The organism is Sphingomonas azotifigens NBRC 15497 (genome assembly GCF_002091475.1).
GTDB classification, from domain to species: Bacteria; Pseudomonadota; Alphaproteobacteria; order Sphingomonadales; family Sphingomonadaceae; genus Sphingomonas; species Sphingomonas azotifigens.
This window is the reverse complement of the sequence record NZ_BCTR01000012.1, coordinates 105,071-129,626: the sequence shown is the minus strand read 5'-3', so window position 1 is coordinate 129,626 and position 24,556 is coordinate 105,071. Positions and strand designations below refer to the sequence as shown.

The 24,556-nt window shown below is 66.2% G+C and carries 25 protein-coding genes and 1 tRNA gene; 23 read left to right on the top strand and 3 right to left on the bottom strand.

Annotated elements, in window-relative coordinates:
• Positions 1 to 110: 110 nt before the first annotated feature.
• From SAZ01S_RS05960 to manD, 4 genes are all read left to right on the top strand, one after another.
• Positions 111 to 1,394: an acyl-CoA dehydrogenase family protein gene (locus SAZ01S_RS05960; protein WP_084580995.1), complete on the top strand. Its 1,284-nt coding sequence runs from the start codon at positions 111 to 113 to the stop codon at positions 1,392 to 1,394.
• 46 nt (positions 1,395 to 1,440) lie between these two features.
• Positions 1,441 to 2,460 carry a phosphotransferase family protein gene (locus SAZ01S_RS05955; RefSeq protein WP_084580993.1) on the top strand — a complete coding sequence of 340 codons (1,020 nt, stop codon included), beginning with the start codon at positions 1,441 to 1,443 and terminating at the stop codon, positions 2,458 to 2,460.
• Positions 2,457 to 3,251 (top strand): SDR family NAD(P)-dependent oxidoreductase, encoded by a 795-nt coding sequence (locus tag SAZ01S_RS05950; protein WP_084580991.1) that lies wholly within the window; start codon positions 2,457 to 2,459, stop codon positions 3,249 to 3,251. Before SAZ01S_RS05955 ends, SAZ01S_RS05950 begins: the two co-directional genes overlap by 4 nt.
• A gap of 158 nt (positions 3,252 to 3,409) precedes the next feature.
• Positions 3,410 to 4,618 carry a D-mannonate dehydratase ManD gene (gene manD, locus SAZ01S_RS05945; RefSeq protein ID WP_084580989.1) on the top strand — a complete coding sequence of 403 codons (1,209 nt, stop codon included), beginning with the start codon at positions 3,410 to 3,412 and terminating at the stop codon, positions 4,616 to 4,618.
• 94 nt (positions 4,619 to 4,712) lie between these two features.
• Here the strand turns inward: manD and SAZ01S_RS05940 are convergent, their stop codons facing one another.
• Positions 4,713 to 5,336 carry a class I SAM-dependent methyltransferase gene (locus SAZ01S_RS05940; RefSeq protein ID WP_084580987.1) on the bottom strand — a complete coding sequence of 208 codons (624 nt, stop codon included), beginning with the start codon at positions 5,334 to 5,336 and terminating at the stop codon, positions 4,713 to 4,715.
• 105 nt (positions 5,337 to 5,441) lie between these two features.
• Positions 5,442 to 6,377 (bottom strand): FkbM family methyltransferase, encoded by a 936-nt coding sequence (locus SAZ01S_RS05935; RefSeq protein ID WP_167693083.1) that lies wholly within the window; start codon positions 6,375 to 6,377, stop codon positions 5,442 to 5,444.
• A gap of 232 nt (positions 6,378 to 6,609) precedes the next feature.
• Between SAZ01S_RS05935 and SAZ01S_RS05930 the strand changes: the two genes are divergently transcribed.
• The 16 genes from SAZ01S_RS05930 (at position 6,610) to SAZ01S_RS05855 (ending at position 20,968) form a co-directional block, all read left to right on the top strand.
• Positions 6,610 to 7,338 carry a phosphatidylserine decarboxylase gene (locus SAZ01S_RS05930; protein ID WP_084580983.1) on the top strand — a complete coding sequence of 243 codons (729 nt, stop codon included), beginning with the start codon at positions 6,610 to 6,612 and terminating at the stop codon, positions 7,336 to 7,338.
• Complete coding sequence (gene pssA, locus SAZ01S_RS05925) at positions 7,335 to 8,159, top strand: CDP-diacylglycerol--serine O-phosphatidyltransferase (RefSeq protein ID WP_084580981.1); 825 nt, start codon at positions 7,335 to 7,337, stop codon at positions 8,157 to 8,159. Before SAZ01S_RS05930 ends, pssA begins: the two co-directional genes overlap by 4 nt.
• Before the next feature lie 435 nt (positions 8,160 to 8,594).
• Complete coding sequence (rpsB, locus tag SAZ01S_RS05920; protein ID WP_010544558.1) at positions 8,595 to 9,350, top strand: 30S ribosomal protein S2; 756 nt, start codon at positions 8,595 to 8,597, stop codon at positions 9,348 to 9,350.
• A gap of 83 nt (positions 9,351 to 9,433) precedes the next feature.
• Complete coding sequence (gene tsf / locus SAZ01S_RS05915; RefSeq protein WP_084580979.1) at positions 9,434 to 10,363, top strand: translation elongation factor Ts; 930 nt, start codon at positions 9,434 to 9,436, stop codon at positions 10,361 to 10,363.
• 123 nt (positions 10,364 to 10,486) lie between these two features.
• Positions 10,487 to 11,215: a UMP kinase gene (gene pyrH / locus SAZ01S_RS05910; protein WP_084580977.1), complete on the top strand. Its 729-nt coding sequence runs from the start codon at positions 10,487 to 10,489 to the stop codon at positions 11,213 to 11,215.
• Positions 11,216 to 11,247: 32 nt separating this feature from the next.
• Positions 11,248 to 11,805 (top strand): ribosome recycling factor, encoded by a 558-nt coding sequence (frr, locus tag SAZ01S_RS05905; protein ID WP_084580975.1) that lies wholly within the window; start codon positions 11,248 to 11,250, stop codon positions 11,803 to 11,805.
• A 108-nt stretch (positions 11,806 to 11,913) separates the two neighbouring features.
• A complete protein-coding gene (gene uppS, locus SAZ01S_RS05900; RefSeq protein ID WP_245824648.1) occupies positions 11,914 to 12,582 on the top strand; it encodes a polyprenyl diphosphate synthase in 669 nt (222 codons plus the stop codon).
• Positions 12,579 to 13,379, top strand: coding sequence for a phosphatidate cytidylyltransferase (locus tag SAZ01S_RS05895; protein ID WP_084580973.1), 801 nt, complete (start codon positions 12,579 to 12,581; stop codon positions 13,377 to 13,379). Before uppS ends, SAZ01S_RS05895 begins: the two co-directional genes overlap by 4 nt.
• Positions 13,376 to 14,533 (top strand): 1-deoxy-D-xylulose-5-phosphate reductoisomerase, encoded by a 1,158-nt coding sequence (locus SAZ01S_RS05890; protein ID WP_084581129.1) that lies wholly within the window; start codon positions 13,376 to 13,378, stop codon positions 14,531 to 14,533. Before SAZ01S_RS05895 ends, SAZ01S_RS05890 begins: the two co-directional genes overlap by 4 nt.
• Positions 14,530 to 15,663 carry a M50 family metallopeptidase gene (locus SAZ01S_RS05885; protein ID WP_084580971.1) on the top strand — a complete coding sequence of 378 codons (1,134 nt, stop codon included), beginning with the start codon at positions 14,530 to 14,532 and terminating at the stop codon, positions 15,661 to 15,663. Before SAZ01S_RS05890 ends, SAZ01S_RS05885 begins: the two co-directional genes overlap by 4 nt.
• A gap of 69 nt (positions 15,664 to 15,732) precedes the next feature.
• The gene (bamA, locus tag SAZ01S_RS05880) at positions 15,733 to 18,477 is read left to right on the top strand and encodes an outer membrane protein assembly factor BamA (protein WP_084580969.1); all 2,745 of its coding nucleotides are present in this window, start codon (positions 15,733 to 15,735) and stop codon (positions 18,475 to 18,477) included.
• Positions 18,477 to 19,247 (top strand): OmpH/Skp family outer membrane protein, encoded by a 771-nt coding sequence (locus SAZ01S_RS05875; protein WP_084580967.1) that lies wholly within the window; start codon positions 18,477 to 18,479, stop codon positions 19,245 to 19,247. The genes bamA and SAZ01S_RS05875 overlap by 1 nt, the downstream gene beginning before the upstream one ends.
• A complete protein-coding gene (gene fabZ, locus SAZ01S_RS05870) occupies positions 19,244 to 19,723 on the top strand; it encodes a 3-hydroxyacyl-ACP dehydratase FabZ (protein WP_084580965.1) in 480 nt (159 codons plus the stop codon). The genes SAZ01S_RS05875 and fabZ overlap by 4 nt, the downstream gene beginning before the upstream one ends.
• A gap of 19 nt (positions 19,724 to 19,742) precedes the next feature.
• The gene (locus tag SAZ01S_RS05865; RefSeq protein ID WP_084580963.1) at positions 19,743 to 19,958 is read left to right on the top strand and encodes a hypothetical protein; all 216 of its coding nucleotides are present in this window, start codon (positions 19,743 to 19,745) and stop codon (positions 19,956 to 19,958) included.
• 82 nt (positions 19,959 to 20,040) lie between these two features.
• Entirely contained in the window at positions 20,041 to 20,271 is a 231-nt protein-coding gene (gene rpmE / locus SAZ01S_RS05860; RefSeq protein WP_064313046.1) for a 50S ribosomal protein L31, read from the top strand.
• Positions 20,272 to 20,512: 241 nt separating this feature from the next.
• Complete coding sequence (locus tag SAZ01S_RS05855; RefSeq protein WP_139809954.1) at positions 20,513 to 20,968, top strand: hypothetical protein; 456 nt, start codon at positions 20,513 to 20,515, stop codon at positions 20,966 to 20,968.
• A gap of 290 nt (positions 20,969 to 21,258) precedes the next feature.
• On the opposite strand, the gene SAZ01S_RS05845 is transcribed toward SAZ01S_RS05855, so the two are convergent.
• Positions 21,259 to 21,348: transfer RNA gene (locus SAZ01S_RS05845), tRNA-Ser, on the bottom strand.
• 141 nt (positions 21,349 to 21,489) lie between these two features.
• On the opposite strand from SAZ01S_RS05845, the gene SAZ01S_RS05840 reads away from it, so the two are divergent.
• Genes SAZ01S_RS05840 through SAZ01S_RS05830 form a run of 3 tightly spaced genes read left to right on the top strand, consistent with a single transcriptional unit; the run spans position 21,490 to position 24,554 of the window.
• The gene (locus SAZ01S_RS05840) at positions 21,490 to 22,527 is read left to right on the top strand and encodes a lytic murein transglycosylase (RefSeq protein WP_084580957.1); all 1,038 of its coding nucleotides are present in this window, start codon (positions 21,490 to 21,492) and stop codon (positions 22,525 to 22,527) included.
• On the top strand, positions 22,511 to 23,356 hold the full coding sequence (locus SAZ01S_RS05835; RefSeq protein WP_084580955.1) for an SPOR domain-containing protein: 846 nt from the start codon (positions 22,511 to 22,513) through the stop codon (positions 23,354 to 23,356). The genes SAZ01S_RS05840 and SAZ01S_RS05835 overlap by 17 nt, the downstream gene beginning before the upstream one ends.
• A 31-nt stretch (positions 23,357 to 23,387) precedes the next feature.
• A complete protein-coding gene (locus SAZ01S_RS05830) occupies positions 23,388 to 24,554 on the top strand; it encodes a D-alanyl-D-alanine carboxypeptidase family protein (protein WP_084580954.1) in 1,167 nt (388 codons plus the stop codon).
• Positions 24,555 to 24,556: the final 2 nt, after the last annotated feature.

The following is a 24,556-nucleotide window of genomic DNA, read 5'->3' as shown; positions in this document are numbered from 1 at the left end:
AAAACGGTTTTTTGATGCCGGTATGTCGCGATTTTGATTGGGCGGCGCCCTTTACCGAATATCGGGTACGGGGTAAGCCTCTGGCCAAAGAATGACAGGAGAGCGATGCCATGGACTTCACGCTGAACGCGCGCGAAACCCATTTTCGCGACCGGGTGAAGGCCTTTGTCGACGCCGAGGTCCAGCCGCGCGATGCCGAGTATCGCGCGGCGGCTGTGGCGGGAGATCGCTGGGCGGTCAATCCGGTCCTCGAAGCGGTGAAGGCACGGGCGCAGGCGGCGGGGCTCTGGAATTTCTTCATGCCGCCTCATTCTGGCCAGCCGCCGGTCGATGACAGCTTCGTCTTCGAAGGCGAGCAACTCACCAATCTGGAATATGCACTGTGCGCGGAGGAGATGGGCCGGGTTGGCTGGGCATCCGAGGTGTTCAACTGCTCGGCGCCCGATACCGGCAACATGGAAGTGCTGCACCGCTACGGCACACGTGCGCAGAAGGAGGCGTGGCTGGCGCCGCTGATGCGCGGCGAGATCCGCTCGGCCTTCCTGATGACCGAGCCGGCGGTCGCCTCGTCGGACGCGACCAATATCGAGACGCGGATCGAGCGCGACGGCGATCACTATGTGATCAACGGACGGAAATGGTGGTCCTCCGGCGCCGGCGACCCCCGGTGCAAGATCGCCATCCTGATGGGCAAGACCGATGTCGGCGCCGCCCGGCACGCCCAGCAGAGCATGATCCTGGTGCCGCTCGACACCCCCGGCGTCACCATCGAACGGATGCTTTCGGTGTTCGGGTATGATCATGCGCCGCACGGCCATGCCGAGATCGTGCTGCGCGACGTGCGCGTGCCGGTCGACCATCTACTGCTCGGCGAGGGCCGCGGGTTCGAGATCGCGCAGGGGCGCCTCGGCCCAGGCCGGATCCATCATTGCATGCGCACGATCGGCGTTGCGGAGGAAGCGATCGCCGCCATGGCGAAGCGGCTCGTCACCCGCGTCGCGTTCGGCAAGCGGATCGCCGATCATTCGATCTGGGAGCAGCGGATCGCCCGCGCCCGCATCGACATCGAAATGACGCGGCTGCTTTGCCTCAAAGCGGCCGACATGATGGACAAGGCAGGCAACAAGGCGGCCCAGCTCGAGATCGCAATGATCAAGGTGCAGGCGCCGGGCATGGCGCTGCAGATCCTCGACGATGCCATCCAGGCGCATGGCGGGGCAGGGGTGAGCGATGACTTCGATCTCGCGCATAACTGGGGCAGCGTCCGCACGTTGCGGCTGGCCGATGGCCCCGACGAAGTGCATGCCCGCGCGATCGCCCGGGCCGAGTTCGGCAAATATGCCGACCTCAAGGCGGATCGCGCCTCGTCCGGCGACCTCGGCGTCAGCCGGTAGGAGGAAGCGGGATGCACGCAGTCCGCCTGTTCGGGGCCGCCGCCGCATGAGCGATCTGGACGAAATCCGCCTGGCCGCCTGGGGCGCAGCCCATGTGCCCGGCCTTGCGGGGCCGGTTACCGTCACCAAGTTCCCGGGCGGTCAGAGCAATCCGACCTATCGCGTGGAGGCAGCTACAGGACATTATGTCCTGCGTCGTAAGCCGTTCGGCACGATCCTGCCCTCGGCGCATGCCGTCGAGCGCGAGTATCGGCTGATCGCGGCCTTGCATCCGTCCGGCTTTCCGGTGGCGCGGCCCTACGCGCTCTGTGAAGACCGGCAGGTGATCGGCGCCCCCTTCTATTTGATGGAACTGGTCGAGGGGCGGACGCTGTGGAACGGCGCGCTGCCCGACATGGCGACCGCCGAACGGACCGCTACCTATGAAGCGATCATCGACACGCTCGCCGCACTGCATGCCATCGATCCCGACGCGGTCGGGCTGGGCGACTATGGCAGGCCGGGCAATTACTTCGCGCGCCAAGTCGAGCGTTGGACCCGCCAGTATCGCGCCAGCCAGACGGACGAAGTGCCCGAAATCGAGTCGCTGATCGCCTTCCTGCCGAGCACCGTGCCGGCCCAGACCCGCACCAGCATCGTCCATGGCGACTATCGCATCGACAACATGATCTTCGCCGCCGATACCCCGCAGGTGCTGGCGGTGCTCGACTGGGAGCTGTCGACGCTCGGGGATCCGCTGGCGGACTTATCCTACTTCCTGATGAACTGGGTGACCGAGCCCGAGGGGCGCTCGGGGGTGAAGGGACTGGCCGGGCCCGAGACCGGCATTCCGACCATGGAGGCAATGGTGGCGCGCTATTGTGCGGCGACCGGGCGGGACGGCGTGCCAGACCTCGACTGGTATTTCGCCTACAATCTCTTCCGCTTGGCCGGCATCGTTCAGGGCATCAAGAAGCGCATGCTCGACGGCAATGCATCCAGCGCCGACGCGGCGAACACGGTCGCGCGCCTGCCGGGTCTGGCCGCTGCTGCCTGGCAGTTCGCGCAGCGAGCGGGGGCAGCATGAGCGCGTTCGATTTCACCGGCAAGGTGGTGGTTGTCACGGGTGCGGCGTCCGGGATCGGGCGGGCGACCGCGCGAGCCTTCGCGACCCATGGCGCCGCGGTGGTCGCGGCGGACCTGTCGAGCGCCGTGCACGCCGCGATCGAGGGCCTCGACGCCGCGCTCGCCGTGGAGATGGATGCAGGGGACGAGGAGGCGGTCGAGCAGTTGGTGGCGGCCGCGTGCGCCCGCTTCGGCGGGATCGACATCTTCCACGCCAATGCCGGGATCGCCGGCGGCACGGCAGGAATTTTCGACGCTTCCGTAGAGCTTTGGACGGAGGTCCTGCGGATCAATCTGATCGGCCCGGCACTCGCGATCAAGCATGCCGCGCCGCAGATCGTCGCGCGTGGCGGCGGAGCGATCCTGTGTACCGCCAGCGTCGCCGGGCTACGATCGGGCGCAGGCGGCACGCCCTATTCGGCGTCCAAGGCGGGGGTGATCAACCTGGTGCAGACCGCCGCGCAGCAGCTTGCCACGTCGGGCGTGCGGGTGAATGCGATCTGCCCCGGCCTCATCGAAACCGGCATGACGCAGCGTGCCTTCGAGTACGCCCGCGCGCAAGGCAAGGAGGCCAGGCTCGGCCAGCTCAACCCGCTGCGGCGCGCGGGGTCGCCTGAGGAAATCGCCCAGGTTGCCCTGTTCCTGGCCTCCGATGCGGCAAGCTATGTCAATGGTCAGGCGATCGCGGTCGATGGCGGGCTCAGCACCAGCCATCCGGTGACGCGGCAGGTGTTCGGAAAGGTCGCCTTCTGATCGCGCCTGGGCGGTGCTACGGACGCGGCGCGCATTGAAGAAAGATTAGGGAGCGCCCGATAAGTTCGATTTCTGGGTCTGGCCAATCCGACGCCCCTTGACAGCTGAGGCTCGATTGGTCAGGCCAGAGGCAACAATCAGCCTATAGAGGTAGCTCGATGAAGATCGTCTCGGCCAAGGTTATCGTAACCTGTCCCGGCCGCAATTTCGTGACGCTGAAGATCCATACCGATCAGGGCGTCTACGGCATCGGCGACGGCACGCTCAATGGCCGCGAACTGGCGGTTGTGTCGTATCTCGAGGATCACGTGATCCCGTGCCTGATCGGCATGGATCCGCGCCGCATCGAGGACATCTGGCAGTATCTCTACCGCGGGGCTTATTGGCGCCGCGGCCCGGTGACGATGCGCGCGATCGCGGCGGTCGACATGGCGCTGTGGGACATCAAGGGCAAGATGGCCGGCATGCCCGTTTACCAGCTGCTCGGCGGCCGCAGCCGCGATGGCGTGATGGTCTATGGTCATGCCAATGGCAGCGACATCGACGAGACCGTGGATGCCGTCGGCCAGTATATCGAGATGGGCTACAAGGCGATCCGCGCCCAGACCGGCGTGCCGGGGATCAAGGACGCCTACGGCGTGGGCCGCGGCAAGCTTTATTACGAGCCCGCCGATGCGGCGCTGCCCTCAGTGACCGGCTGGGATACGCGCAAGGCGCTCAACTATGTACCCAAGCTGTTCGAGAAGCTGCGCGCGACCTATGGCTTCGATCATCATCTGCTGCACGACGGCCATCACCGCTACACGCCGCAGGAAGCCGCCAATCTCGGCAAGATGCTCGAGTCCTACCAGCTGTTCTGGCTGGAGGACGTAACGCCTGCCGAGAACCAGGAAGCGTTCAAGCTGATCCGCCAGCACACCGTCACCCCGCTGGCGGTGGGCGAGATCTTCAACACGATCTGGGACGCCAAGGACCTGATCCAGAACCAGCTGATCGACTATCTGCGCGCCACGGTGGTCGGCGCCGGCGGCCTGACCCATCTCCGTCGCCTCGCCGATCTCGCCAGCCTCTACCAGGTGCGCACCGGCTGCCATGGCGCCACCGACCTGTCGCCGGTGACGATGGGCTGCGCGCTCCATTTCGACACCTGGGTCCCCAATTTCGGCATCCAGGAATATATGCGCCACTCCGAGGCGACCGACGAAGTGTTCCCGCACGATTACCACTTCGACAAGGGCTATCTGTTCTGCGGCGAGGCGCCGGGCCATGGCGTCGACATCGACGAGGAACTGGCGGCGAAATACCCGTACAAGCCGGCCTATCTGCCGGTCGCCCGCCTCGAAGACGGGACGATGTGGAACTGGTGATCGCTGGGGGGGGCTGACGCCGTCCCTTCGCTTGAAACAAAAAGGGCGGCCGTGGAAGTCCATGGCCGCCCTTCTTGATGTTCGGTGGGAAGGGTCAGTCCTTCCAGGCCCACCAGAGCTGGGCCGGCGGGATGTTCCACCACTCCATCTCGTGCTCGATATGCTCCCAGTGCGGTGTCAGGAAGTTCCGCACATTGGGGTTGTACTGGTAGACGAGGAACGCGCCGCCCGGACGCAGGATCTCGCGCGTCGCCTTGGCGATCGCATCGCCGACGCCGTCGGGCAGCGTCGAGAAGGGCAGGCCGGAGGCGATATAGTCGGCATGGTCGAAGCCGTTGTCGCGGACGATCTTCTGCACGTCGGCCGCCGAGCCGAGCACCGCGACGAAACGTGGATCGTCGATCGACTGGCGCAGATAGCGGATGAAATCGGGGTTGGTATCGATCACGATCAGCGTGCCGTCGGGCGCGAGCCGCTCGAGGATCGGACGGCTGAAGGTACCGACGCCGGGGCCATATTCGATGAACAGCTTGGTGTTCGCCCAGTCGACCTTGCGCAGCATCCGCCGAATCAGTCGGCCCGACGATTGCGCAACGGCGCCCACCATCACCGGGCGCTTCAGGAACTGCTGCAGGAAGAACATGGTGGGGGAGGGCACACCGGCGGGGCGGCCGCGGCGGGCGCTGCGGCGCTTTGCGGTGGCGGTCGAAGGGGGCATGGGCTTCCTTACGAAAATATTACGCTTCAGCGACATCGGTTGCGCAAATTCCGGCCAACTTGCAAGCGAGCCGCGTCGAAAACGATCCCGTTTCTGGTCAAGGCATTAACGCAGCAGCGGCCCGTTGTTGCCAATATTGGCCATCGCCCGCGCGCGACGGCGCAAGAGCACGCCGGCACGGTAGGGAAGGGTCGATAGCGCGGTGATCGCGATCGGCTTTCCGCGTTTGTCGAAATCGAAGGCCTCCAACCCCAGCATGCCGAGCAGCTCGGTAAAGGCTCGGGGCTGAAATCCCGCCGCCTCGATTTGGCCGGGTGACCATTCCATCACGATCTGGATCTGCGGATTTGCGGCAATCGTCTCGCGCGCGCCGGCGAGAGCCAACGGTTCGGCGCCTTCGACGTCGATCTTGAGGAAATCTACACGGCCGCCCAGTGTCGTTGCCAGCGTATCGATCGTGGTCGCGGCAACTGCAAAGGGTTCGACGGGCGGCTCGCCCATCAGCTGCGTGAACGCTTCCGTCGCTGCGACGATGCTCGTATTGGCCGAGCGCAGGTCACGACGGTAGAGGGTGAGCATGCGCTCTGAATCGGCGACGGCGGCATGGAGCCCGGTCGCCCGGTCGGAAAAGCCGTTGATCGCGAGATTATCGCGCAGGAGCGGGAAGACTTGAGCGTCCGGCTCGACCGCCAAGACCTGCCCGTCCGGGCAGAAGCGCGCCATCAGACAGGCGAAATAGCCGAAGTTGGCACCGACATCCAAGCAGTTGCTGTCTCTTCGCAGGCTCCGCAGCAAGAAGTTCGTGACGCGCGTTTCGTAGCTGCCGGTGATGATGAACCACGGACTGATCAGCAAATCGTCGGCCTCGACGAGATAGGCGATGCAGTGTCCTCGGAGCACCACTTTCACGAGTACCCGATTGTTGCCCATATAGGTGGCGCGCGCACCATGGCCATATTTGCGGACACGGTCGACATTCGGTGCGATCAGGGCGAGGTCCCGCAGATAGAGCGCGGCGGCGCGGATGCTCTGGCGCGCCATGGGGACAATCCGACCAGCTGCGGGTTGGCCTGAAGCGGTCGTGGCGGGTCGCATGCAATTTCCCCGTGGCTGCGTGTCTGCCAGATAGACCGTGCCAGCCCGGCGATATGGCAAAGCTGCGCGTACATTTTTCACGGAAGCGCGCTCGTGGGCGGAGCTTGGCGCGCACCGGTGTGCCGATACGGAACCCGCCATCTAGGAAAGTTCGCGCGCTGGGGCTACACCTCGGGGTATGACATCGCTCGATAAGCCCCCGGTCGGCACCTCGACGGTGAAGTGGCGTTTTCCCGATATTCACCCCGAAGGCCGCAAATATGTGCTGATCGCCGCCGTGATCGCGCTGCTGAGCCTCTGGGTCTGGGACGTCCTCACCTGGCCGCTCCTGTTCCTGACGCTTGGCGTTGCCGCCTTTTTCCGCGACCCCGTGCGCGTGACCCCGGTAGAGGAGGGGGTGCTCGTCGCGCCCGCAGACGGCCTCGTCACGATGATCCAGCGGGTGCCGCTGCCGCCCGAACTCGCCGGCCCGCACGCGCTCGGCACCGCGCCGATGGTGCGCGTGTCGATCTTCATGAGCGTGTTCGACGTGCATGTGAACCGCACGCCGATCACCGGCACGATCCGGCACGTCATCTATATCTCCGGCAAGTTCATGAACGCCGATCTCGACAAGGCGAGCGACGAGAATGAGCGCCAGCACATGGTGGTCGAGGATCGCGACGGGCTGCGCATCGGCTTCACCCAGATTGCCGGGCTGGTGGCGCGCCGCATCGTCGCCTTCGTCAAGCCGGGCGACATGGTCGTGGCGGGGCAGCGCATCGGGCTCATCCGCTTCGGCAGCCGCGTCGATGTGTTTCTCCCCGAGGAATATGGCGCGCAGGTCATCCTGGGTCAGCGCACCATTGCCGGCGAGACGATCCTCGCCCGCCGCAACGCGCCTAACGTCGCCGGGGTGGCACAATGAGCGATCCGCGCCCGCGCGTCCGGCGCGGGTTGGGGCGCAGGCCGGCGCTGCCGCGCGGCATTCCGCTGCGCGCGGTGCTGCCCAACGCCGTCACCGCACTCGCCTTGTGCTCGGGGCTGACGGGCATCCGCTTCGCCATTCTCGGCAACTGGGAGGCGGCGGTGCTCATGGTGCTCGCCGCCGCCGTGCTCGACGGCATCGACGGCCGCATCGCTCGCCTCGTCCGCGCCGAGAGCCGCTTCGGCGCCGAGCTCGACAGTCTGTCCGACGCGATCTCGTTCGGCGTGGCGCCCGCGCTGATCCTCTATCTCTGGTCGCTTTCGGATCTCGGTCGGTTCGGCTGGCTGGTCGCGCTGCTGCACGCCCTGTTCTGCGCGCTGCGGCTCGCCCGGTTCAACGCGCAGATCGATCTTGCAGAGCAGCCGCACAAGTCGGCGGGCTTCCTCACCGGCGTTCCCGCGCCGGCCGGGGCCGCGCTCGCGCTGACGCCGCTGTACCTCTGGCTCTGGACCGGCGAGCCGCTGACCCGTGCGCCGATCCTGATCGCCATCTGGACCGTGCTGATCGCGATCCTGATGGTTTCCAGCGTTGCCACCTTCGGTCCGAAGATCCGTCTGCGCCAGAATGTGCGGTTCGAGGCGATCGCCGTCCTCGTCGCGCTTGCCGCGGCGCTGGTCTCGGCACCCTGGACGACGCTGGCGATCGTCGCGATCGCCTATCTCGTCAGCATCCCGTTCAGCGTGCGTTCCTACCGCCGGATCAGGCGGCTGCGCGCTGCGGGCGGGGACGCGGCATCCGCGCCGGAACCGATCGCACCCTGACCCGCGACAGGCGCGGCGACGGGGCGGGGAGCACTACCGGCCGCGCCATGCCGAACAGTTCGGCAAAGCGATGCAGTTGTGGATGAATGCTTGCGTAGAGCGCCCAGACGGCGGCCGCGAAAGCCGACCCGAACAGAAAAAAGACAGCGAATCCAGTCATTACCCGGCTCCTGATCTTCAACGCCGATCCCAGCGGAACCCAAGAACCTCGAACCGCCGAGACTCCCGCCTGTTCCATCAGTCGTGTTCTGATCGCCGTATGTTCCATTCCTGTTCCGCCGTCAAGCGATGTTCCAATAATGTTCCAGCTTGCGTCTGCAGGCGAGATCGACTAAGCGGCCGGCCTCAACCCCGCATGGGAAGCATCATAGCCCGGTGTTCGGAGCCTCTCCGAATTCCCGCTTCCCAGAGGACCAACCGGAAGGAGTTATCCCTATGGCGGCACCCGTCGTCACCATGCAGCAGCTGCTCGAATCGGGCGCGCACTTCGGTCACCAGACCCATCGCTGGAACCCGAAGATGAAGCCCTACATCTTCGGTGAGCGCAACGGCGTTCACATCATCGACCTGTCGCAGACCGTTCCGCTCTTCGCCCGCGCGCTCGAGTTCGTCAGCTCCACCGTCGCCGCTGGCGGCAAGGTGCTGTTCGTCGGCACCAAGCGCCAGGCGCAGGAGCCGATCGCCGAGGCAGCGCGTCGCGCCGGCCAGCACTTCGTCAACCACCGCTGGCTGGGCGGCATGCTCACCAACTGGAAGACCATCAGCAACTCGATCAAGCGCCTCAAGACGCTCGAAGAGCAGCTGTCGGGCGACACGCACGGCCTCACCAAGAAGGAAGTGCTGCAGCTCACCCGCGAGCGCGACAAGCTCGAGCTCTCGCTCGGCGGCATCCGCGACATGGGCGGCATTCCCGACATCATGTTCGTCATCGACGCGAACAAGGAAGAGCTGGCGATCAAGGAAGCCAACACGCTCGGCATCCCCGTCGTCGCCGTGCTCGACTCGAACGTTTCGCCGGACGGCATCGCGTTCCCGGTTCCGGGCAACGACGACGCCAGCCGCGCCATTCGCCTCTACTGCGAAGCCATCGCCATCGCCGCGACCCGCGGCGGCCGCGAGGCGCTGATGCAGCAGGGCTATGACTTCGGTGCTGCCGAGCAGCCGCCGGTCGAGGAAGCCGTCGAAGGCTGATCGCCCGCGTCATCGAACCGTAATCGGGGCGGGGCAGGGCGACACGCACTGCTCCGCCCGACTTTTAACTGAGGAATAGAGACATGGCCGAGATCACTGCAGCCGCCGTCAAGGAACTCCGCGAAAAGAGCGGCGCCGGCATGATGGATTGCAAGAAGGCGCTCTCCGAAACCAACGGCGACATGGAAGCCGCTGCCGATTGGCTGCGCGCCAAGGGCCTCGCGGCTGCCGCCAAGAAGTCGAGCCGCACCGCCGCCGAAGGCCTGGTCGGCCTGGCGGTTGCCGGCACCAAGGGTGTCGCCGTCGAGGTGAACTCGCAGACCGACTTCGTCGCCAAGAACGAGATCTTCCAGAACTTCGTCCGCGAGACCACCGCGCTGGCGCTGGAAGCCGGTGACGACATCGCCGCGATCAAGGCCGCGAAGATGGAGTCGGGCCAGACCGTGGACGAGACGCTGACCGCCAACATCGCGACGATCGGCGAGAACCAGGTGCTGCGTCGCGCCAAGAAGGTCGAAGTCGCCAAGGGTGCGGTGATCCCGTACGTCCACAATGCGGCGGCCCCGGGCCTCGGCAAGATCGGCGTGCTCGTCGCGCTCGAGTCGGAAGCCGGTGTCGACGTGCTCGAGCCGCTCGGCAAGCAGCTGGCGATGCACATCGCCGCCGCCTTCCCGCTGGCGCTCGACGAGAGCGGCCTGGACCAGGACGTGCTCGCCCGCGAGCGTGCGATCGCAGCCGAAAAGGCTTCCGAGAGCGGCAAGCCGGCCGATATCATCGAGAAGATGGTCGATGGCGCGGTGAAGAAGTTCGCCAAGGAGAACGCCCTGCTCAGCCAGCTGTTCGTGATGGACGGCAAGACCCCGGTGTCGGACGTCATCGCCAAGGCGGCGAAGGATTCGGGCTCGGCGATCGTGCTGAAGGACTATGTCCGCTTCCAGCTTGGCGAAGGCATCGAGAAGGAAGAGAGCGACTTCGCTGCCGAAGTGGCCGCGACCGCCGGTCTCACCAAGTAATCAGGCGCGCCGGGAGGGGCCGTTTCGACGGTTTTTCCCCGGCATCCACGCTTGTTCGCGCGGCGCGGCTCCTCTAGGGTCCGCGCCGCTTCGCTGTCCGCTACCCAAGATATCAGGAACCTCATGACCATATCGACCTTCCGCCGCATTCTTCTCAAGCTGTCGGGGGAGGTCCTGATGGGCCAGGGCCAGTTCGGTATCGATCCCGAGACCTGCGAGCGCGTCGCGCTCGAGGTGAAGGAAGCCAAGGAAAGCGGTCTTGAGATCTGCATGACCGTGGGCGGCGGCAACATCTTCCGTGGCATCGCCGGCGCCGCGCAGGGCTTCGACCGCGCCAGTGCCGATTACATGGGCATGCTCGCCACCGTGATGAACGCGCTCGCCATGCAGAACGCGCTCGAGAAGGTCGGCGTCGAGACCCGCGTCCAGTCCGCCATCCCGATGGCCAGCGTCTGCGAGCCCTATATCCGCCGTCGCGCCGAGCGGCACATGGAGAAGGGCCGCGTCGTGCTGTTCGCGGCGGGTACGGGGCTGCCGTTCTTCACCACCGATACCACCGCCGCGCTGCGTGCCGCCGAGATGAAATGCGATGCGCTGTTCAAGGGCACCTCGGTCGACGGCGTGTACGACGCCGATCCCAAGAAGGTCCCGACCGCGACCCGTTACGAGACGCTCAGCTACGACCGCGTCCTTGCCGACAATCTGAAGGTGATGGACGCGTCGGCGGTCGCGCTCTGCCGCGACAACCATATCCCGATCGTGGTGTTCAACATCCGCGGCGAGGGCAATCTCGCTTCGGTGCTTCGGGGCGAGGGGACTTCCACCATCGTCCAGGACGCGAACGCCGCGTAACCCACATTACCCAAGCTTCAAGGAACGCCAAAATGGCCGCTTACGACAAGGCAGATCTCGAGCGCCGCATGGCCGGCGCGGTGGAATCGCTCAAGCACGATCTGACCGGTCTCCGCACCGGCCGTGCCTCGACCACGCTGCTCGATCCGGTGACCGTCGAGGTCTATGGCTCGCACATGCCGATCACCCAGGTGGCGACCGTCTCGGCGCCCGAGCCGCGGATGCTCTCGGTGCAGGTGTGGGACAAGTCGAACGTCGGCCCGGTCGACAAGGCGATCCGCTCGGCGGGCCTCGGCCTCAACCCGATCGTCGACGGCCAGACGCTGCGCCTGCCGATCCCCGACCTGACCGAGGAGCGCCGCAAGGAACTCGCCAAGCTCGCCAACCAGTACGCCGAAAAGGCCCGTATCGCTGCGCGCAACGTGCGTCGCGACGGCATGGACAGCCTGAAGGCCGACGAGAAGAAGGGCGTGTTCGGCGAGGACGAGCGCAAGCGCCACGAGACCGAGGTCCAGAAGATCACCGACGCGACCATCGCCGATATCGACGCGGCGGCGGCGGCGAAGGAAAAGGAAATCCTGGGCAAGTGATCCGCGCCGGGGGCTCTGGTGCGGCCGAAAGGGCAGGGCGCGGTGGCCGTTAAGCTGGCCTCCGCTTCGGGTGGCGGCACCCCGCCACCCCGCCATGTCGCGATCATCATGGACGGCAATGGCCGCTGGGCGAAGAAGCGGCTGCTGCCGCGCGTCGCCGGGCATCGCCAGGGCGTGGAGGCGGTGCGCCGCGTTGCGCGTGCTGCACGCACGCTCGGCATCGAGGTGCTGACGCTCTACGCCTTCTCGTCCGAAAATTGGCGGCGACCGGAGGAAGAAGTCGGCGCGCTGATGGGGCTGCTGCGGCAGTTCCTCGCCAGCGAGCTCGACGAACTGATTGCCGAAGGCGTGAAACTGCGCGTGATCGGCGATTGGCGGCAGCTCTCGCCCGATCTCGTCGCGATGATCGATGGCGCCGTTGCGCGGACCGCGGACAATCCAGGGCCGACATTGGTGATCGCGCTGAACTATGGCGCGCAGGCCGAGATCCTCGCCGCGGCCCGCAAGCTGGCGGAGCAGGCGCGCAACGGCACGCTCGATCCCGCGACGATCGACGAAACGCGGTTCGAGAGCGAGCTGGAAACGGCAGGCCTGCCGCCGCTCGACCTGATGATCCGCACCTCCGGCGAGCAGCGGCTCTCCAACTTCCTGCTGTGGCAGGCCGCCTATGCCGAGCTGCTGTTCGTCGATACGCTGTGGCCGGACTTTGACGAGCGGACCCTTGCCGATGCGCTTGCCCAGTTCGGGCGGCGGCAGCGCCGTTTCGGAGGCCTGTGAGCAAGAATTCGGACCTTCCCAAACGCGCCGTCGTCGGGGTCGCGCTGGTCGGCCTCGCGCTCGCGGCGCTCTGGGCCGGCGGCTGGGGCTTCTGGCTGGTCGTGACGATCATGGCCGTGCTGATGATCGGCGAATGGGCATTGCTCGCCGGCGATGAAGCGAAGCGCCGGCTCAGCCAATATGTGCTGATGGTGCCGCTGGCGATCCTCAGCCCAGCGGCGTCGGGCCCCGGGTTTCTCGCCCTGGGGCTGGTGTTCGGCGCGTTTTTCTTCGTCGCCATCGTTACCCGCAACGCCAAGCTGGCGGCGGGGCAGATCTATGTCGGCCTGCCGGTGCTGGCGCTGCTGCTGCTGCGCGATCATCCGCAGGGCTTCGCCGCGACGCTCTGGTCGATGGCGATCGTCTGGGTGTGCGACAGCGGCGCCTATTTCGCCGGCCGCGCGATCGGCGGACCGAAGCTCGCGCCGGCGATCAGCCCGAACAAGACCTGGGCGGGCCTGGTTGGCGGGCTTGCGGCTGCGATCCTCTTCTCGGCCCTGTTCGTCGCCGCCGCACCCGGCGTGGCGATCGGCTGGTGGCTCGTCGGCATCTCGCCGGTGGTGGCGATCGCGTCACAGGTCGGCGACCTGTACGAGAGTCATCTGAAGCGCGTCGCCGGCGTCAAGGATTCGGGCAATCTGCTGCCGGGGCACGGCGGCATCCTTGATCGGCTCGACGGGCTGGTCTTCGCCGCACCGGTTGCGGCGCTGTTTTTTGCGATCCATCATCAGGTGGTCTCGGGAGGTTTCTGGTGGTGAAGCGCGTCACGGTGTTGGGGGCGACCGGCTCGGTCGGGACCTCGACGCTCGATCTGATCGAACGAAATCCGCACGCCTTCGAAGTCGTGGCGCTGACCGCCAATTGCGATGTCGAGAAGCTGGCGGCAGCGGCGATCCGTACCAGGGCGCGCTGCGCGGTGGTGGCAGACGAGGCATGCCTGCCGGCGCTGCAGGAACGGCTTGCCGGCAGCGGCGTGGAAACGATGGGCGGCGCCCATTCGGTGTGCGACGTCGCCCGCATGGGCGCGGACTGGACGATGGCGGCGATCGTCGGCACGGCCGGGCTCAAGCCGGTGATGGCCGCGCTTGAGGCCGGCGGTACCGTTGCGCTGGCCAACAAGGAATCGCTGGTCTCGGCGGGTGAAGTAATGATGGCGGCGGCCCGCGCGCATGGCGCGACGCTGCTCCCGGTCGATTCGGAGCACAACGCGGTGTTCCAGTGCCTCGACCGCACCGCGCCCAAGGGCGTTCGCCGGATCATCCTCACCGCCAGCGGGGGCCCGTTTCGTGCCACGCCGAAGGCGGAGATGCGCGGCATCACCCCGGCACAGGCGGTGGCGCATCCCAACTGGTCGATGGGCGCCAAGATCTCGGTCGATTCGGCGACGATGATGAACAAGGGCCTTGAACTGATCGAGGCCTTCCATCTGTTCCCGGTTGCCGCCGAGCAGCTGGCGGTGTTGGTCCATGCCCAGTCGGTCGTCCATTCGATGGTCGAATATGTCGACGGATCGGTGCTGGCCCAGCTCGGCACGCCCGACATGCGCACGCCGATCGCCTATGCGCTGGCCTGGCCCGAGCGGATGGAGACACCGTGCCCCGCGCTCGATCTTGCCGCGGTGGGCCGGCTAGACTTCGAAAACCCGGATCTCGATCGCTTTCCGGCGCTCACGTTGGCGATGGAAGCCTTGAAGGCGGGCGGGGCACGCCCTGCGATCCTCAACGCAGCCAACGAAGTCGCTGTCGCAGCCTTTCTTGCCGGCCGGATCGGATTTCTTGAAATTGCCGCAATCTCTGCCGATACGCTTAGCCGCTATGACCCGGCCGCGCCGGAGACGCTCGACGCCGTGCTGGCGATCGACGAGGAGGCGCGGTTTTATGCGGCTGAGCGAGTGAAGGACTGCGTCGCTTGATCCAATCCCCCGGCATCCTGCTCACCATTCTGGCGTTCGCGCTGGTGATCGGGCCGCTCGTGTTCCTGCACGAGCTGGGACATTATCTGGCCGGCCGTCTCTTCGGCGTGAAGGCCGAGGAATTCTCGATCGGCTTCGGCCGCGAGATCGCCGGCGTCACCGATCGTCGCGGCACGCGCTGGAAGTTCAGCCTGTTGCCGCTGGGCGGCTATGTCCGCTTCGCCGGCGACATGAACCCGGCGAGCCAGCCTTCGCCCGAATGGCTGCAGCTGCCGGCAAGCGAGCGCGCCAGGACGTTCCAGGCCAAGCCGCTGTGGCAGCGCGCGATCATCGTTGCCGCCGGGCCGATCGCCAATTTCGTCGTCGCGATCGTCATCCTCTCGGCCTTCGCCTTCATGTTCGGCGAGAACCGGACGCCTTCGGTGGTCGGCACGGTTCTCCAGGGCAGCGCCGCGGCACGCGCCGGCCTGCAGCCCGGAGATCGCATCACCGGGCTTGGCGGTCGCACGGTCGAGACCTATGCCGACATGGTGCAGTTCACCCAGCTGCGGCCCAACGAGCCGGTGCGGATCGACTTCGTCCGCGGCGGGGCGGAGCGCAGCGTCGACGCGGTGATCGGCACGCGGATGGAGCGCGATCGCTTCGGCAACGAGTTCCGCATCGGCCAGCTCGGCATCGGCGCGGCCGGATCGACCCAGGTCCCGGTGAGCCTTCTCGAGGCGCCGCTGGTCGGCCTGCGCACGACCGGCGACATCGTGCGGATGACGGTGGACGGCCTCGGCCAGATCATCACCGGTCGCCGTTCGGTGTCCGAGCTCGGCGGTCCGCTGAAGATCGCGCAGGTCTCGGGCGAGCGACTTTCGATGGGGCCGATCGAGTTCGCGTTCCTGATCGCGCTCGTTTCCATTAATCTGGGATTCATCAACCTGTTGCCAGTCCCGGTGCTGGATGGTGGTCATCTCCTGTTCTACGCCGTGGAAGCGGTCCGCCGGCGCCCGGTGGAGCCGCAGGTGATGGAATGGGCGTTTCGGGGCGGCATGCTGGCGATCCTCGCGCTGATGCTGTTCGTCACGCTCAACGATCTGGGCGCTTTCGGTGTGTGGAGGCATCTGGCCGGCTTGATCGGCTAAGGGGGTTCGTGCAGGGCGGCAATTGTGCCGCGCGCGTTCCGGCAATATTTGGATTCCGACTGGGGTGGGATGGTGACTGCGATAAAGGCAAGCAATTTGGGCGCGCGGGCGACGGCTACGCTGTTGGCAGGGACGATCCTGTCGGGCGTGGTAGCGCCGGCGGACGCGCAGACCGCGGCAAAGCCCGCGGCCGCAGCGGCCCAGCCTCAGGCTGCACCCGCTCCGGCGACGCCGGCGGTGGTGCGGACGATCAAGTCGATGCGGGTCGAAGGCTCGCAGCGCATCGAGCCCGAGACGGTGCTCAGCTACACCCGGCTCCGGGTCGGCGATAACTATTCGAACGAAACGGTCGACCAGGCGATCAAGGACCTGCTCGCCTCCGAACTGCTCGCCGACGTGACGATCGAGGGTGTCGAGACCGGCAACCTGATCATCCGCATCCGCGAGAACCCGGTGATCAACCGCGTCGTCTTCGAAGGCAACAAGCGGCTGAAGCAGGACAAGATCGACAAGGAAATCAAGCTCAAGCCGCGCCAGATCTTCACCCGCACCGCGGTGCGTGCTGACATCGCGCGGATCATCGAGCTGTATCGCCGCCAGGGCCGCTTCGCCGCCCGCGTCGAGCCGAAGATGGTCAGCCTCGACCAGAACCGTGTCGACGTGATCTTCGAGATCCACGAAGGCGCCAAGTCGAAGGTCCGCCAGATCAACATCATCGGCAATGAGGTGTTCGGCGACAAGAAGCTGCGCGCGCAGATGGCCACCAAGGTCGCCAGCTTCTCGCACTTCCTCAGCTCGAACACGTCGTACGACCAGGACCGCCTGGCCTATGACCAGCAGAAGCTGCGCCAGTTCTACCTGACCCAGGGCTATGCCGACTTCCGCGTGATCTCGGCGGTGGCCGAGCTGACACCGGACAAGAAGGACTTCATCATCACCTATGTGGTGGAGGAAGGCCCCCGCTACAAGTTCGGCCCGGTGACGGTCGACAGCGCGATCCGCGACTTCGACGACAAGAAGCTCGCCGCCGCGCTGCCGATCAAGGAAGGCCAGTGGTACAACGCCAAGACCGTTGAAGACACGATCGAGCAGCTGAGCGAGACCGCCGGCCTGTTCGGCTATGCCTTTGCGGACGTTCGTCCCGACTATCAGCGCAACAAGGATGCGCTGACTATGTCGATCAACTTCCATATCGGCGAGGCGAACCGCACCTATGTGGAGCGGGTCGAGATCACCGGCAACCGGCAGACGCAGGACAAGGTGATCCGCCGCGAACTGCGCGTGGCGGAAGGCGATGCGTTCAACACCTTCCTGGTCAAGCGCTCGCAGGACCGCATTAACAGCCTGGGCTATTTCCAGGACAAGTTCGAGATCGAGCGCAAGGAAGGCTCGGCGCCGGACCGCATCGTGCTCGGCGCGAACGTGGAAGAGAAGCCGAACGGCGAACTGACGCTGTCGGCGGGCTTCTCGAGCCTCGAACGCTTCATCCTCCAGGCATCGATCCGCCAGCGCAACTTCCGCGGCATGGGCCAGACGGCGAGCATCTCGGCCGATTATTCGAGCTACTCGAAGTCGGTCGAGCTCGGCTTCACCGAGCCCTATCTGTTCGACAGCAACATCGCCCTGGGCGCGACGATCTTCCGGCGTGACTATAACAGCTTCAATCTCGGCCTGAACAACACCCGCAACACCACCTACCAGCAGGTCTCGACCGGCTTCCAGCTGGTCGCGGGCCTGCCGCTCACCGAATATTGGACGCTGTCGGCGCGCTACTATCTCGCCAAGGACAACGTCACCCTCAACAAGAACACCTTCTACACCGACGGCAAGTGCGATCCGTTCCTTGCCGGCCGCTATTATTGCGAAGCGGTGGGCAACCGTCTGACCTCGCTGGTCGGCTTGTCGCTGATCTATGACAGCCTCAACAGCCGCCTGCGGCCGACGCGCGGCCAGCGCGTTTCGGTGGGCGTGGACGCAGCAGGCCTTGGTGGCGACGTGCGCTATATTCGCGGCCGTGTCGACGCCGCCAAATATTGGGGCCTCGGCAGCGGCTTCGTCTTCTCGCTCACCGGTGAGGGCGGGGCGATCAAGAGCCTCGACGGCAGCGAAGTCCGGATCACCGATCGCTTCTATCTGGGCGAGCCGCAGTTCCGCGGCTTCGACATCCGCGGCGTCGGCCCGCGCGTGCAGCGCTATCAGTATACCGGCGATCCGGCGCTGGGCACCCAGGCGCTCGTCACCAGCCGCGACCAGATCATCGACGACGCGCTAGGCGGCAAGGGCTATTACCTGACCAAGGCCGAACTCGAACTGCCGCTCGGCTCGGGCGCGGCGGAGCTTGGCCTGCGTCCGTCGATCTACGTCCAGATGGGTTCGCTGTTCTCGATCCGCCGACCGGACACGAACAATTACTTCCCGGCCTATATCGATCCGAAGACGGGATTGCCGGGCATCAACAAGGACGGCTCGCCGTCGCTGTTGCCGCGGCCGCTCAACGACAGCGCCGGCAATGCGCTGTACACGGTGACCACCGGCACCTTCCAGGGCAGCCTCACGCCGTGCACGATCGGCTACGCGGCCGCCGCTGGTCAGCCCTGCGTCGGCACCTCGGTCAACACCCGCGCGCTCAACTCGACGCCGGTGTTCTACGAGCAGTATCGCGGCAGCACCGCGGCACCCCGCATTTCGGTGGGCTTCGGCGTCAACTGGAATTCGCCTTTCGGCCCGTTGCGTATCGATGTCGCCAAGGCGCTGGTCAGCCAGCCGGGCGACGACAAGAAGCTTGTTACTTTCAACGTAGGGACTCAGTTCTAATGATGAAGCATCGTGTACTCGTGGCGGCGCTCGCTGCCTCGGCGGCGTTCGTCGCGGCCATCCCGGCCTCGGCGCAGGTTGCCGGTATTGCCACCATCAACACGATGGAGGTGATCACCAAGGCCAAGGCGTTCACTGCCGCCGAGAACCAGCTCGACACCACCTTCAAGCCGGTGCGCGACCAGATCCAGGCGCGCCAGACCAAGTTCCAGACCGACGCGCGCGCGCTGATCGCGACGATCGACACGAACAAGGACGGTCAGGTTTCGGAAGCCGAAGAGCAGGCCGCGGCCGCGCGCAAGGATCCGAACTACACCCAGCTCATGACCCTGCAGAACCAGGCGAACGAGGAAATCCAGAAGCTGCAGCTGCCCTCGGTGCTGGCGGAACTGTTCGCGTTCGAGAAGATCCTCGCGCTGTATGACGCCGCCCAGATCTCGGTCGTCAACGCGCGCAAGGTCAACGTGATCCTGTCGCCGGAAGCAATCGTCTACGCGCCCGACGCGATCGACATCAGCGACGCCGTCGTCGCCGAGCTCGACAAGACGCCGACCGTCGCGATCACCCCGCCGGCGAACTGGCAGCCGCAGCAGCGCACCCTGCAGTTCCAGCAGCAGGTCAACGAGCTGAAGCGTCGCGCCTATCAGCTGGCCGCCGCGCGCGCCCAGCAGCAACAGCAGCAGGGTGCCGCCGCGGCGCCGGGTGCGGCCGCTCCGGCAGCCCGTCCGGCCGCGGGCGCAACCAAGCCGGCGAAGCCCGAACCGCGGTGAGCGGGGGCGAGCAGGGGGGCAGCAACATCGGTCCGCTCGATATCGGGCGGGTGATGGCGGCGCTGCCCCACCGCTTTCCGATGCTGCTGGTCGACCGCGTCGAGGAGCTGATCCTCGACCAGTCGATCGTGGCGGTGAAGGCGGTGACGATCAACGAGTCGTTCTTCCAGGGCCATTTCCCCGGCCGTCCGATCATGCCGGGCGTGCTCACCGTGGAGGCGCTCGCCCAGGCGGCGGGCGTGCTGGCGGTCGAGTCGCTCGGGCTCGCCGGCTCGGGCAAGCTCGTCTACTTCATGGCGATCGACAACGTGAAGTTCCGCAAGCCGGTGGAGCCGGGCGTGCTGCTCAAGCTCCATGTCGCGTTCGTGCAGAAGCGTTCGCGCGTCTGCAAGTTCGCCGGCAAGGCGCTGATCGACGGCGAACTGGCGGCGGAATGCGAATTCACCGCGATGATCGCCGATCCGCCCAGCGCGTAAGCCGGGCAGAGGCCGGACCATGGACGCACTGACCTGGTTCGGCCTGTTCGCGGTGACGGCGATGCTGGTCACCTATGCGCTGGAAGCGCGCTCGACCTGGTGGGTGCTCGGCTTTGCCGGCGCTTGCCTGCTCGGCTCGGCCTATGGCTTCCTCCAGGGGGCCTGGCCGTTCGGGCTGGTCGAGGCGATCTGGTCGCTCGTAGCGCTCCGCCGCTGGTGGGGCATGCGGCAATAAGGTTGCGTTGGCGCACGGGCTCTGCTAGGCGCGCGCGTCCGCTGCCGGTCGGAAACCGGCGGCTTTTCTCAAGGAATTCGATGTGAAGCAGAACACCCACCCCGATTATCACATGATCAAGGTGCAGATGACCGACGGCACCGTGTACGAGACGCGCTCCACCTGGGGCAAGGAAGGCGATCTCATGCAGCTCGAGATCGATCCGCTCGCGCACCCGGCCTGGACCGGCGGTCGCGGTCAGCTGCTCGACCAGGGTGGCCAGGTCGCGCGCTTCAACAAGCGCTTCGGCGGCCTCACGCTCGGCAAGAAGTAAGCCGTTCGGGCCGGACGGCACCGTCCGGCCCCAAAGCTTCGCGAAAGGGCTCCCGCGCACGATGGTGCGCCGGGGGCCTTTTTCGTGTGGCGAGGACGACGCGCGGTGCAGTGCCTCGCCATCGCCCACCCGATCCCAAGGTTGCGCTGCAGGGCCGTGGCCTGCTGGATGCAGAGCCGTGGCCTGCTGAATATAGATCCGCGCTCGATAGGTTCCGTTAATCAATTTTATTCATCGGAGGTTGAACCGCACGATTTCAAAGTGCGGCAACAACAAGCGGGGAAGAAAAATGCCTAAGATGTTCGCGGTTTTGGCGCTGGTGGGGAGCCTCGGTGTTCCGACAGCGACATCAGGCAAGTTCGAGGCCAGTATGGACGAGGCCCATATCGCCACGACGCTCTCCCAACAAATCGACCTTCTCGAGATTTGCGGAATGCAGGCCGCGCTGGGCGACTTGCCCGCTCGGCTCCGAGCATTCGAGAGCTCCCACCAAAGCGCGGGTCACTCGCTTAGCAGCGACATGCAGCTTGCCGTCCTGGCGAATCGCAGCGCGCTGGTATCGCAGGCCGGAGGAAAAGATCGGTTCTGCGCCGGTCTGAAGCAGTTTGGCGTCGCCCGAGCGGCAGACGGAATCAAGCAAGGCTGGATCAATCTTTCGCGCGTGCACGCATCTTCCAAAACTGCGGGTCACAACTAAGGCGAGGGCGCTCCGATGCGATCCGTTCTATCCTTCGTTTTTACCGTCGCGGCCTTACCTGTGACATTCCTCGGCTACGGGTTTCTGCTGCTTAGCGGCGTTCTCATCGTTGCGGGATTCGTAATTGTTTTCTTCTACTTTGCCATGGGAGTGCTGATTTGGCTTGCGGGGCTGGCGTCGGCCGGCATAGGCGCTGCGCTCTGCTTCGGTGTAGAACATATCGCCGGACGCATCGGTTACGGTCGCCACCTGTATAGGAGGCGGCGATAAGGCGCATCGGATTGCAGCCGTGGCGGAGAGAGTGGGATTCGAACCCACGGTGAGCTTGCACCCACGGCGGTTTTCAAGACCGCTGCCTTAAACCACTCGGCCATCTCTCCGGAAGCACCGCGCCTAATCGACGTTGCCCGCGGGATCAATCGCTGTTGTGCGGATCGGTTGATCGTCGCCCCGCGGCGTTTTCGTCGCGTTGCGCCGGGCAGGGGCTTTCTGCCGCCGTGCTGCTGTGCAACAGCGCGTCCATGCCGCGTACTCGCTTATTCCGGATCGGGGGCCTCGCCGGCGCCCTTGCCGCCGCCATCGCCGCCGTGCCCGTACAGGCGCAGGATGAGGCGGGCTTTCAGCGCTATCTTCCGACACTTGCGCAACAGGCGGCCGCCGCCGGGGTGAGCCAGCGCACGATCGACGCGGTGATCCCCGCGCTCACCTACAATGCCCGGGTCGTCGAACTCGATCGCCAGCAGCCGGAGAGCAGCCCCAATGCGCCGGTCCCCGCCTTCGCCCCCTATCGGGCCCGCCATGTCGATGCCGATCGGATCCAGCGCGGTCGTGCCGCCTATCTGCGCGCGCGCGGCAGGCTCTCGGCGATCGAGCGCGAGACCGGTGTGCCCGAATCGATCATGGTGGCGATCTGGGGGCATGAGACCAATTACGGGCGGGTGATGGGCGGCTTCGATCTGCCCCGCGCCCTGGCCAGCCTCGCCTATGAAGGCCGCCGCCGCGCCCTGTTCACCGACGAGTTCATCGCCACGCTCAAGATGATCGATCGGGGGGTGCCGCGCGAGAAGCTCGTCGGCAGCTGGGCGGGCGCGTTCGGCGGGCCGCAATTCCTGCCGAGCGTCTATCTGCGGCTCGCGCGCGACGGCGATGGCGACGGCGTCGCCGATATCTGGAACAGCGATGCCGATACGCTGGCGTCGATCGGCAATTATTTCGTCAATGCCGGATGGCGGGCAGGGGTCCCCTGGGGCTTTGCCGTGTCGGTTCCCGCATCGCTCGATCGCCGCTCGATCGCCAGCCGGACGACCAGCCCGCGCTGCGCCCGTGTCCATGGCCGCCAGAGCCAGTGGAAGACGATGGCCGAGTGGCGTGCGCTGGGCGTGGTGCCGCAGGCGCGCGCCTGGCCTGGCGACGAGGTGCTGGCGACACTGCTCGAGCCCGACGGGCCCGGTGTCACCGCCTATCTGCTCACCGGCAATTATCGCGTGATCCTCGACTATAATTGCTCGAATTTTTACGCTTTGTCGGTAGGCCTGCTGGCCGATGCCGTGGAACGCTAGACCGATCACGCTTGCCGTTGCGCTGTTTGCCGCAGCGAGCGCGCACGCCCAGGACGCCGATCCGACCGCAGCGGCAAACGGCCCGCACGCCACGTCGCAACTGCAGCCGGGCGAGGGGCGGTACGATGCGGTAGGCTATGCCGCCGTGCTGCCACTCGGTGCCGCGGCCCTGGCGGTGAGCCCGGACCTGCCGGTGGAAAGCTATGCCGAGGTGACCGCGCTCGACAGCGGCCGCACGATCCTCGTCCGCATCGCCGAAACCGCGGAGGCGCCGGGCGCCATCGCCGCGATCTCCGAAGGCGCCGCCAGCCAGCTCGGCCTTCCCGCCGACCGGCTGGTGCCCGTGCGGATTCGCGCGGTGCGCCCTTCGACCGAGGACCAGGCCGCGCTACGCAGCGCCGGCGCCGCGCAGCCGCGGATCGATTCGCCGCCCGCGCTGCTGCGCGCGCTGCGGCTCCAGCTGCCGCCACGCCCCGAGGCGAACGCGCCTCTGCCACCGCCGCCCCCTCCGCCCGTGCAGCCCGATCCGATCGTCGACGTCATCCCGCACGAGCAAGCGGCCGACGTCGCGCCTCCGAAACGTCGGCCGGCGGCGAAATCTGCGGCGCCGATACCGGCCCAGGGCCGCTATCTGGTGCAGGTTGCCGCACTTTCTTCGGCCGAACGCGCGACTGCGCTTGCCCAAAAGCTAAAGGGCTTCGTAAAGGCAGGGGGCGGGCTCTACCGCGTCCAGCTCGGCCCCTTCGCGACGGAGGCGGCAGCGGAGCGGGCACGGGAAGGGGCCGTTCGGGCCGGGTTCGGAGATGCGCGCCGCACCTCGGTCCGATAGGGGTAATTACTCGCGTTCTGGACCGATCATCATGAAGAAGCTCGCCGCCGTTTCGTTCCTGGCGCTGGCCATCGCCGCGCCGCTGCACGCCGCCGGCCCGGATTTCCCGACGCCTGCGCCGATCGCGTACATGGAGGACATGTCCTCGGGCGCGATCCTGTTCGCCAAGGATGCCGATCGCCGCATGCCGCCGGCCTCGATGGCGAAGATGATGACGGTCTATGTCGCGTTCGACCTGATCAAGAAGGGCGAGCTCAAGCTCGACCAGAAGATCGAGGTGCGCCCCGAGACTTGGAAGAAGTGGCACTCGCAGGGCTCGACCATGTTCCTCGGCGTCGGCGAGCAGCCGACCGTGGCGGACCTGCTCAAGGGTATCGTCACGCTGTCGGGCAACGACGCGTGCGTCGTGCTGGCGGAAGGCATTGCCGGCACCGAAGAGGGCTTCGTCAACCTGATGAACGATCGGGCCAAGAAGATCGGCCTGACCAACAGCCATTTCGGCACGTCGAACGGCTGGCCGGACGAGGGCCGCACCTATGTGACCGCGCGCGACCTGGCACATCTCGCGGCGGCGACGATCCGCGACTTCCCGGATCTCTACAAGTCCTTCTACTCGCTGCCGAGCTTCACCTGGGGCAAGACCCTGGGTGCTGGCGCCGCGATCGAGCAGGGCAATCGCGATCCGCTGCTCGGCAAGGTACCGGGCGCCGACGGCCTCAAGACCGGCCACACCGAAGAGGCCGGCTATGGCTTCACCGGCTCGGCCGAGCAGAACGGCCGCCGTCTGGTCATGGTGCTGGCCGGACTCGACACCTATAATGGGCGTGCGGATGAATCCGTGCGCTTCATGCGCTGGGGCTTCGCTGCCTGGAGCACCAAGCCGGTGGTGAAGAAGGACCGCACCGTCGGCACCGTCGACGTGCAGGGCGGCACCGCCAACAAGGTGGCCGTCGTCGCCCCGCGCGACCTCAACATCACGCTGCCCTCAGGCCTGAGCCCCAAGCTGGCCGGCAAGATCGTCTACCAGGGCCCGGTCAAGGCCGGCTTCCACAAGGGCGACCATATCGCCGACCTGATCATCGAAGGCGAAGGCATGCCGCAGCAGGTGCTGCCGCTGGTCGCCGCCGAGGATGTCGGCCAGGCAGGCTTTTTCGGCCGCGCCTGGGCCGGCCTGATGTCGCTGCTCCATCTGGCCTGATC

Excerpts from the sequence above, each read along its gene's own strand:
- SAZ01S_RS05840 (WP_084580957.1), top strand. The coding sequence starts at position 21,490 with ATGCCGCGTACTCGCTTATTCCGGATCGGGGGCCTCGCCGGCGCCCTT.
- manD (WP_084580989.1), top strand. The coding sequence starts at position 3,410 with ATGAAGATCGTCTCGGCCAAGGTTATCGTAACCTGTCCCGGCCGCAAT.
- SAZ01S_RS05950 (WP_084580991.1), top strand. The coding sequence starts at position 2,457 with ATGAGCGCGTTCGATTTCACCGGCAAGGTGGTGGTTGTCACGGGTGCG.
- pyrH (WP_084580977.1), top strand. The coding sequence starts at position 10,487 with ATGACCATATCGACCTTCCGCCGCATTCTTCTCAAGCTGTCGGGGGAG.
- SAZ01S_RS05865 (WP_084580963.1), top strand. The coding sequence starts at position 19,743 with ATGGACGCACTGACCTGGTTCGGCCTGTTCGCGGTGACGGCGATGCTG.
- SAZ01S_RS05835 (WP_084580955.1), top strand. The coding sequence starts at position 22,511 with ATGCCGTGGAACGCTAGACCGATCACGCTTGCCGTTGCGCTGTTTGCC.
- SAZ01S_RS05935 (WP_167693083.1), bottom strand. The coding sequence starts at position 6,377 with ATGGCGCGCCAGAGCATCCGCGCCGCCGCGCTCTATCTGCGGGACCTC.
- tsf (WP_084580979.1), top strand. The coding sequence starts at position 9,434 with ATGGCCGAGATCACTGCAGCCGCCGTCAAGGAACTCCGCGAAAAGAGC.
- SAZ01S_RS05960 (WP_084580995.1), top strand. The coding sequence starts at position 111 with ATGGACTTCACGCTGAACGCGCGCGAAACCCATTTTCGCGACCGGGTG.
- SAZ01S_RS05955 (WP_084580993.1), top strand. The coding sequence starts at position 1,441 with ATGAGCGATCTGGACGAAATCCGCCTGGCCGCCTGGGGCGCAGCCCAT.
- SAZ01S_RS05875 (WP_084580967.1), top strand. The coding sequence starts at position 18,477 with ATGATGAAGCATCGTGTACTCGTGGCGGCGCTCGCTGCCTCGGCGGCG.
- SAZ01S_RS05930 (WP_084580983.1), top strand. The coding sequence starts at position 6,610 with ATGACATCGCTCGATAAGCCCCCGGTCGGCACCTCGACGGTGAAGTGG.
- SAZ01S_RS05830 (WP_084580954.1), top strand. The coding sequence starts at position 23,388 with ATGAAGAAGCTCGCCGCCGTTTCGTTCCTGGCGCTGGCCATCGCCGCG.
- uppS (WP_245824648.1), top strand. The coding sequence starts at position 11,914 with ATGGACGGCAATGGCCGCTGGGCGAAGAAGCGGCTGCTGCCGCGCGTC.
- frr (WP_084580975.1), top strand. The coding sequence starts at position 11,248 with ATGGCCGCTTACGACAAGGCAGATCTCGAGCGCCGCATGGCCGGCGCG.
- pssA (WP_084580981.1), top strand. The coding sequence starts at position 7,335 with ATGAGCGATCCGCGCCCGCGCGTCCGGCGCGGGTTGGGGCGCAGGCCG.
- bamA (WP_084580969.1), top strand. The coding sequence starts at position 15,733 with ATGGTGACTGCGATAAAGGCAAGCAATTTGGGCGCGCGGGCGACGGCT.
- rpsB (WP_010544558.1), top strand. The coding sequence starts at position 8,595 with ATGGCGGCACCCGTCGTCACCATGCAGCAGCTGCTCGAATCGGGCGCG.
- SAZ01S_RS05940 (WP_084580987.1), bottom strand. The coding sequence starts at position 5,336 with ATGCCCCCTTCGACCGCCACCGCAAAGCGCCGCAGCGCCCGCCGCGGC.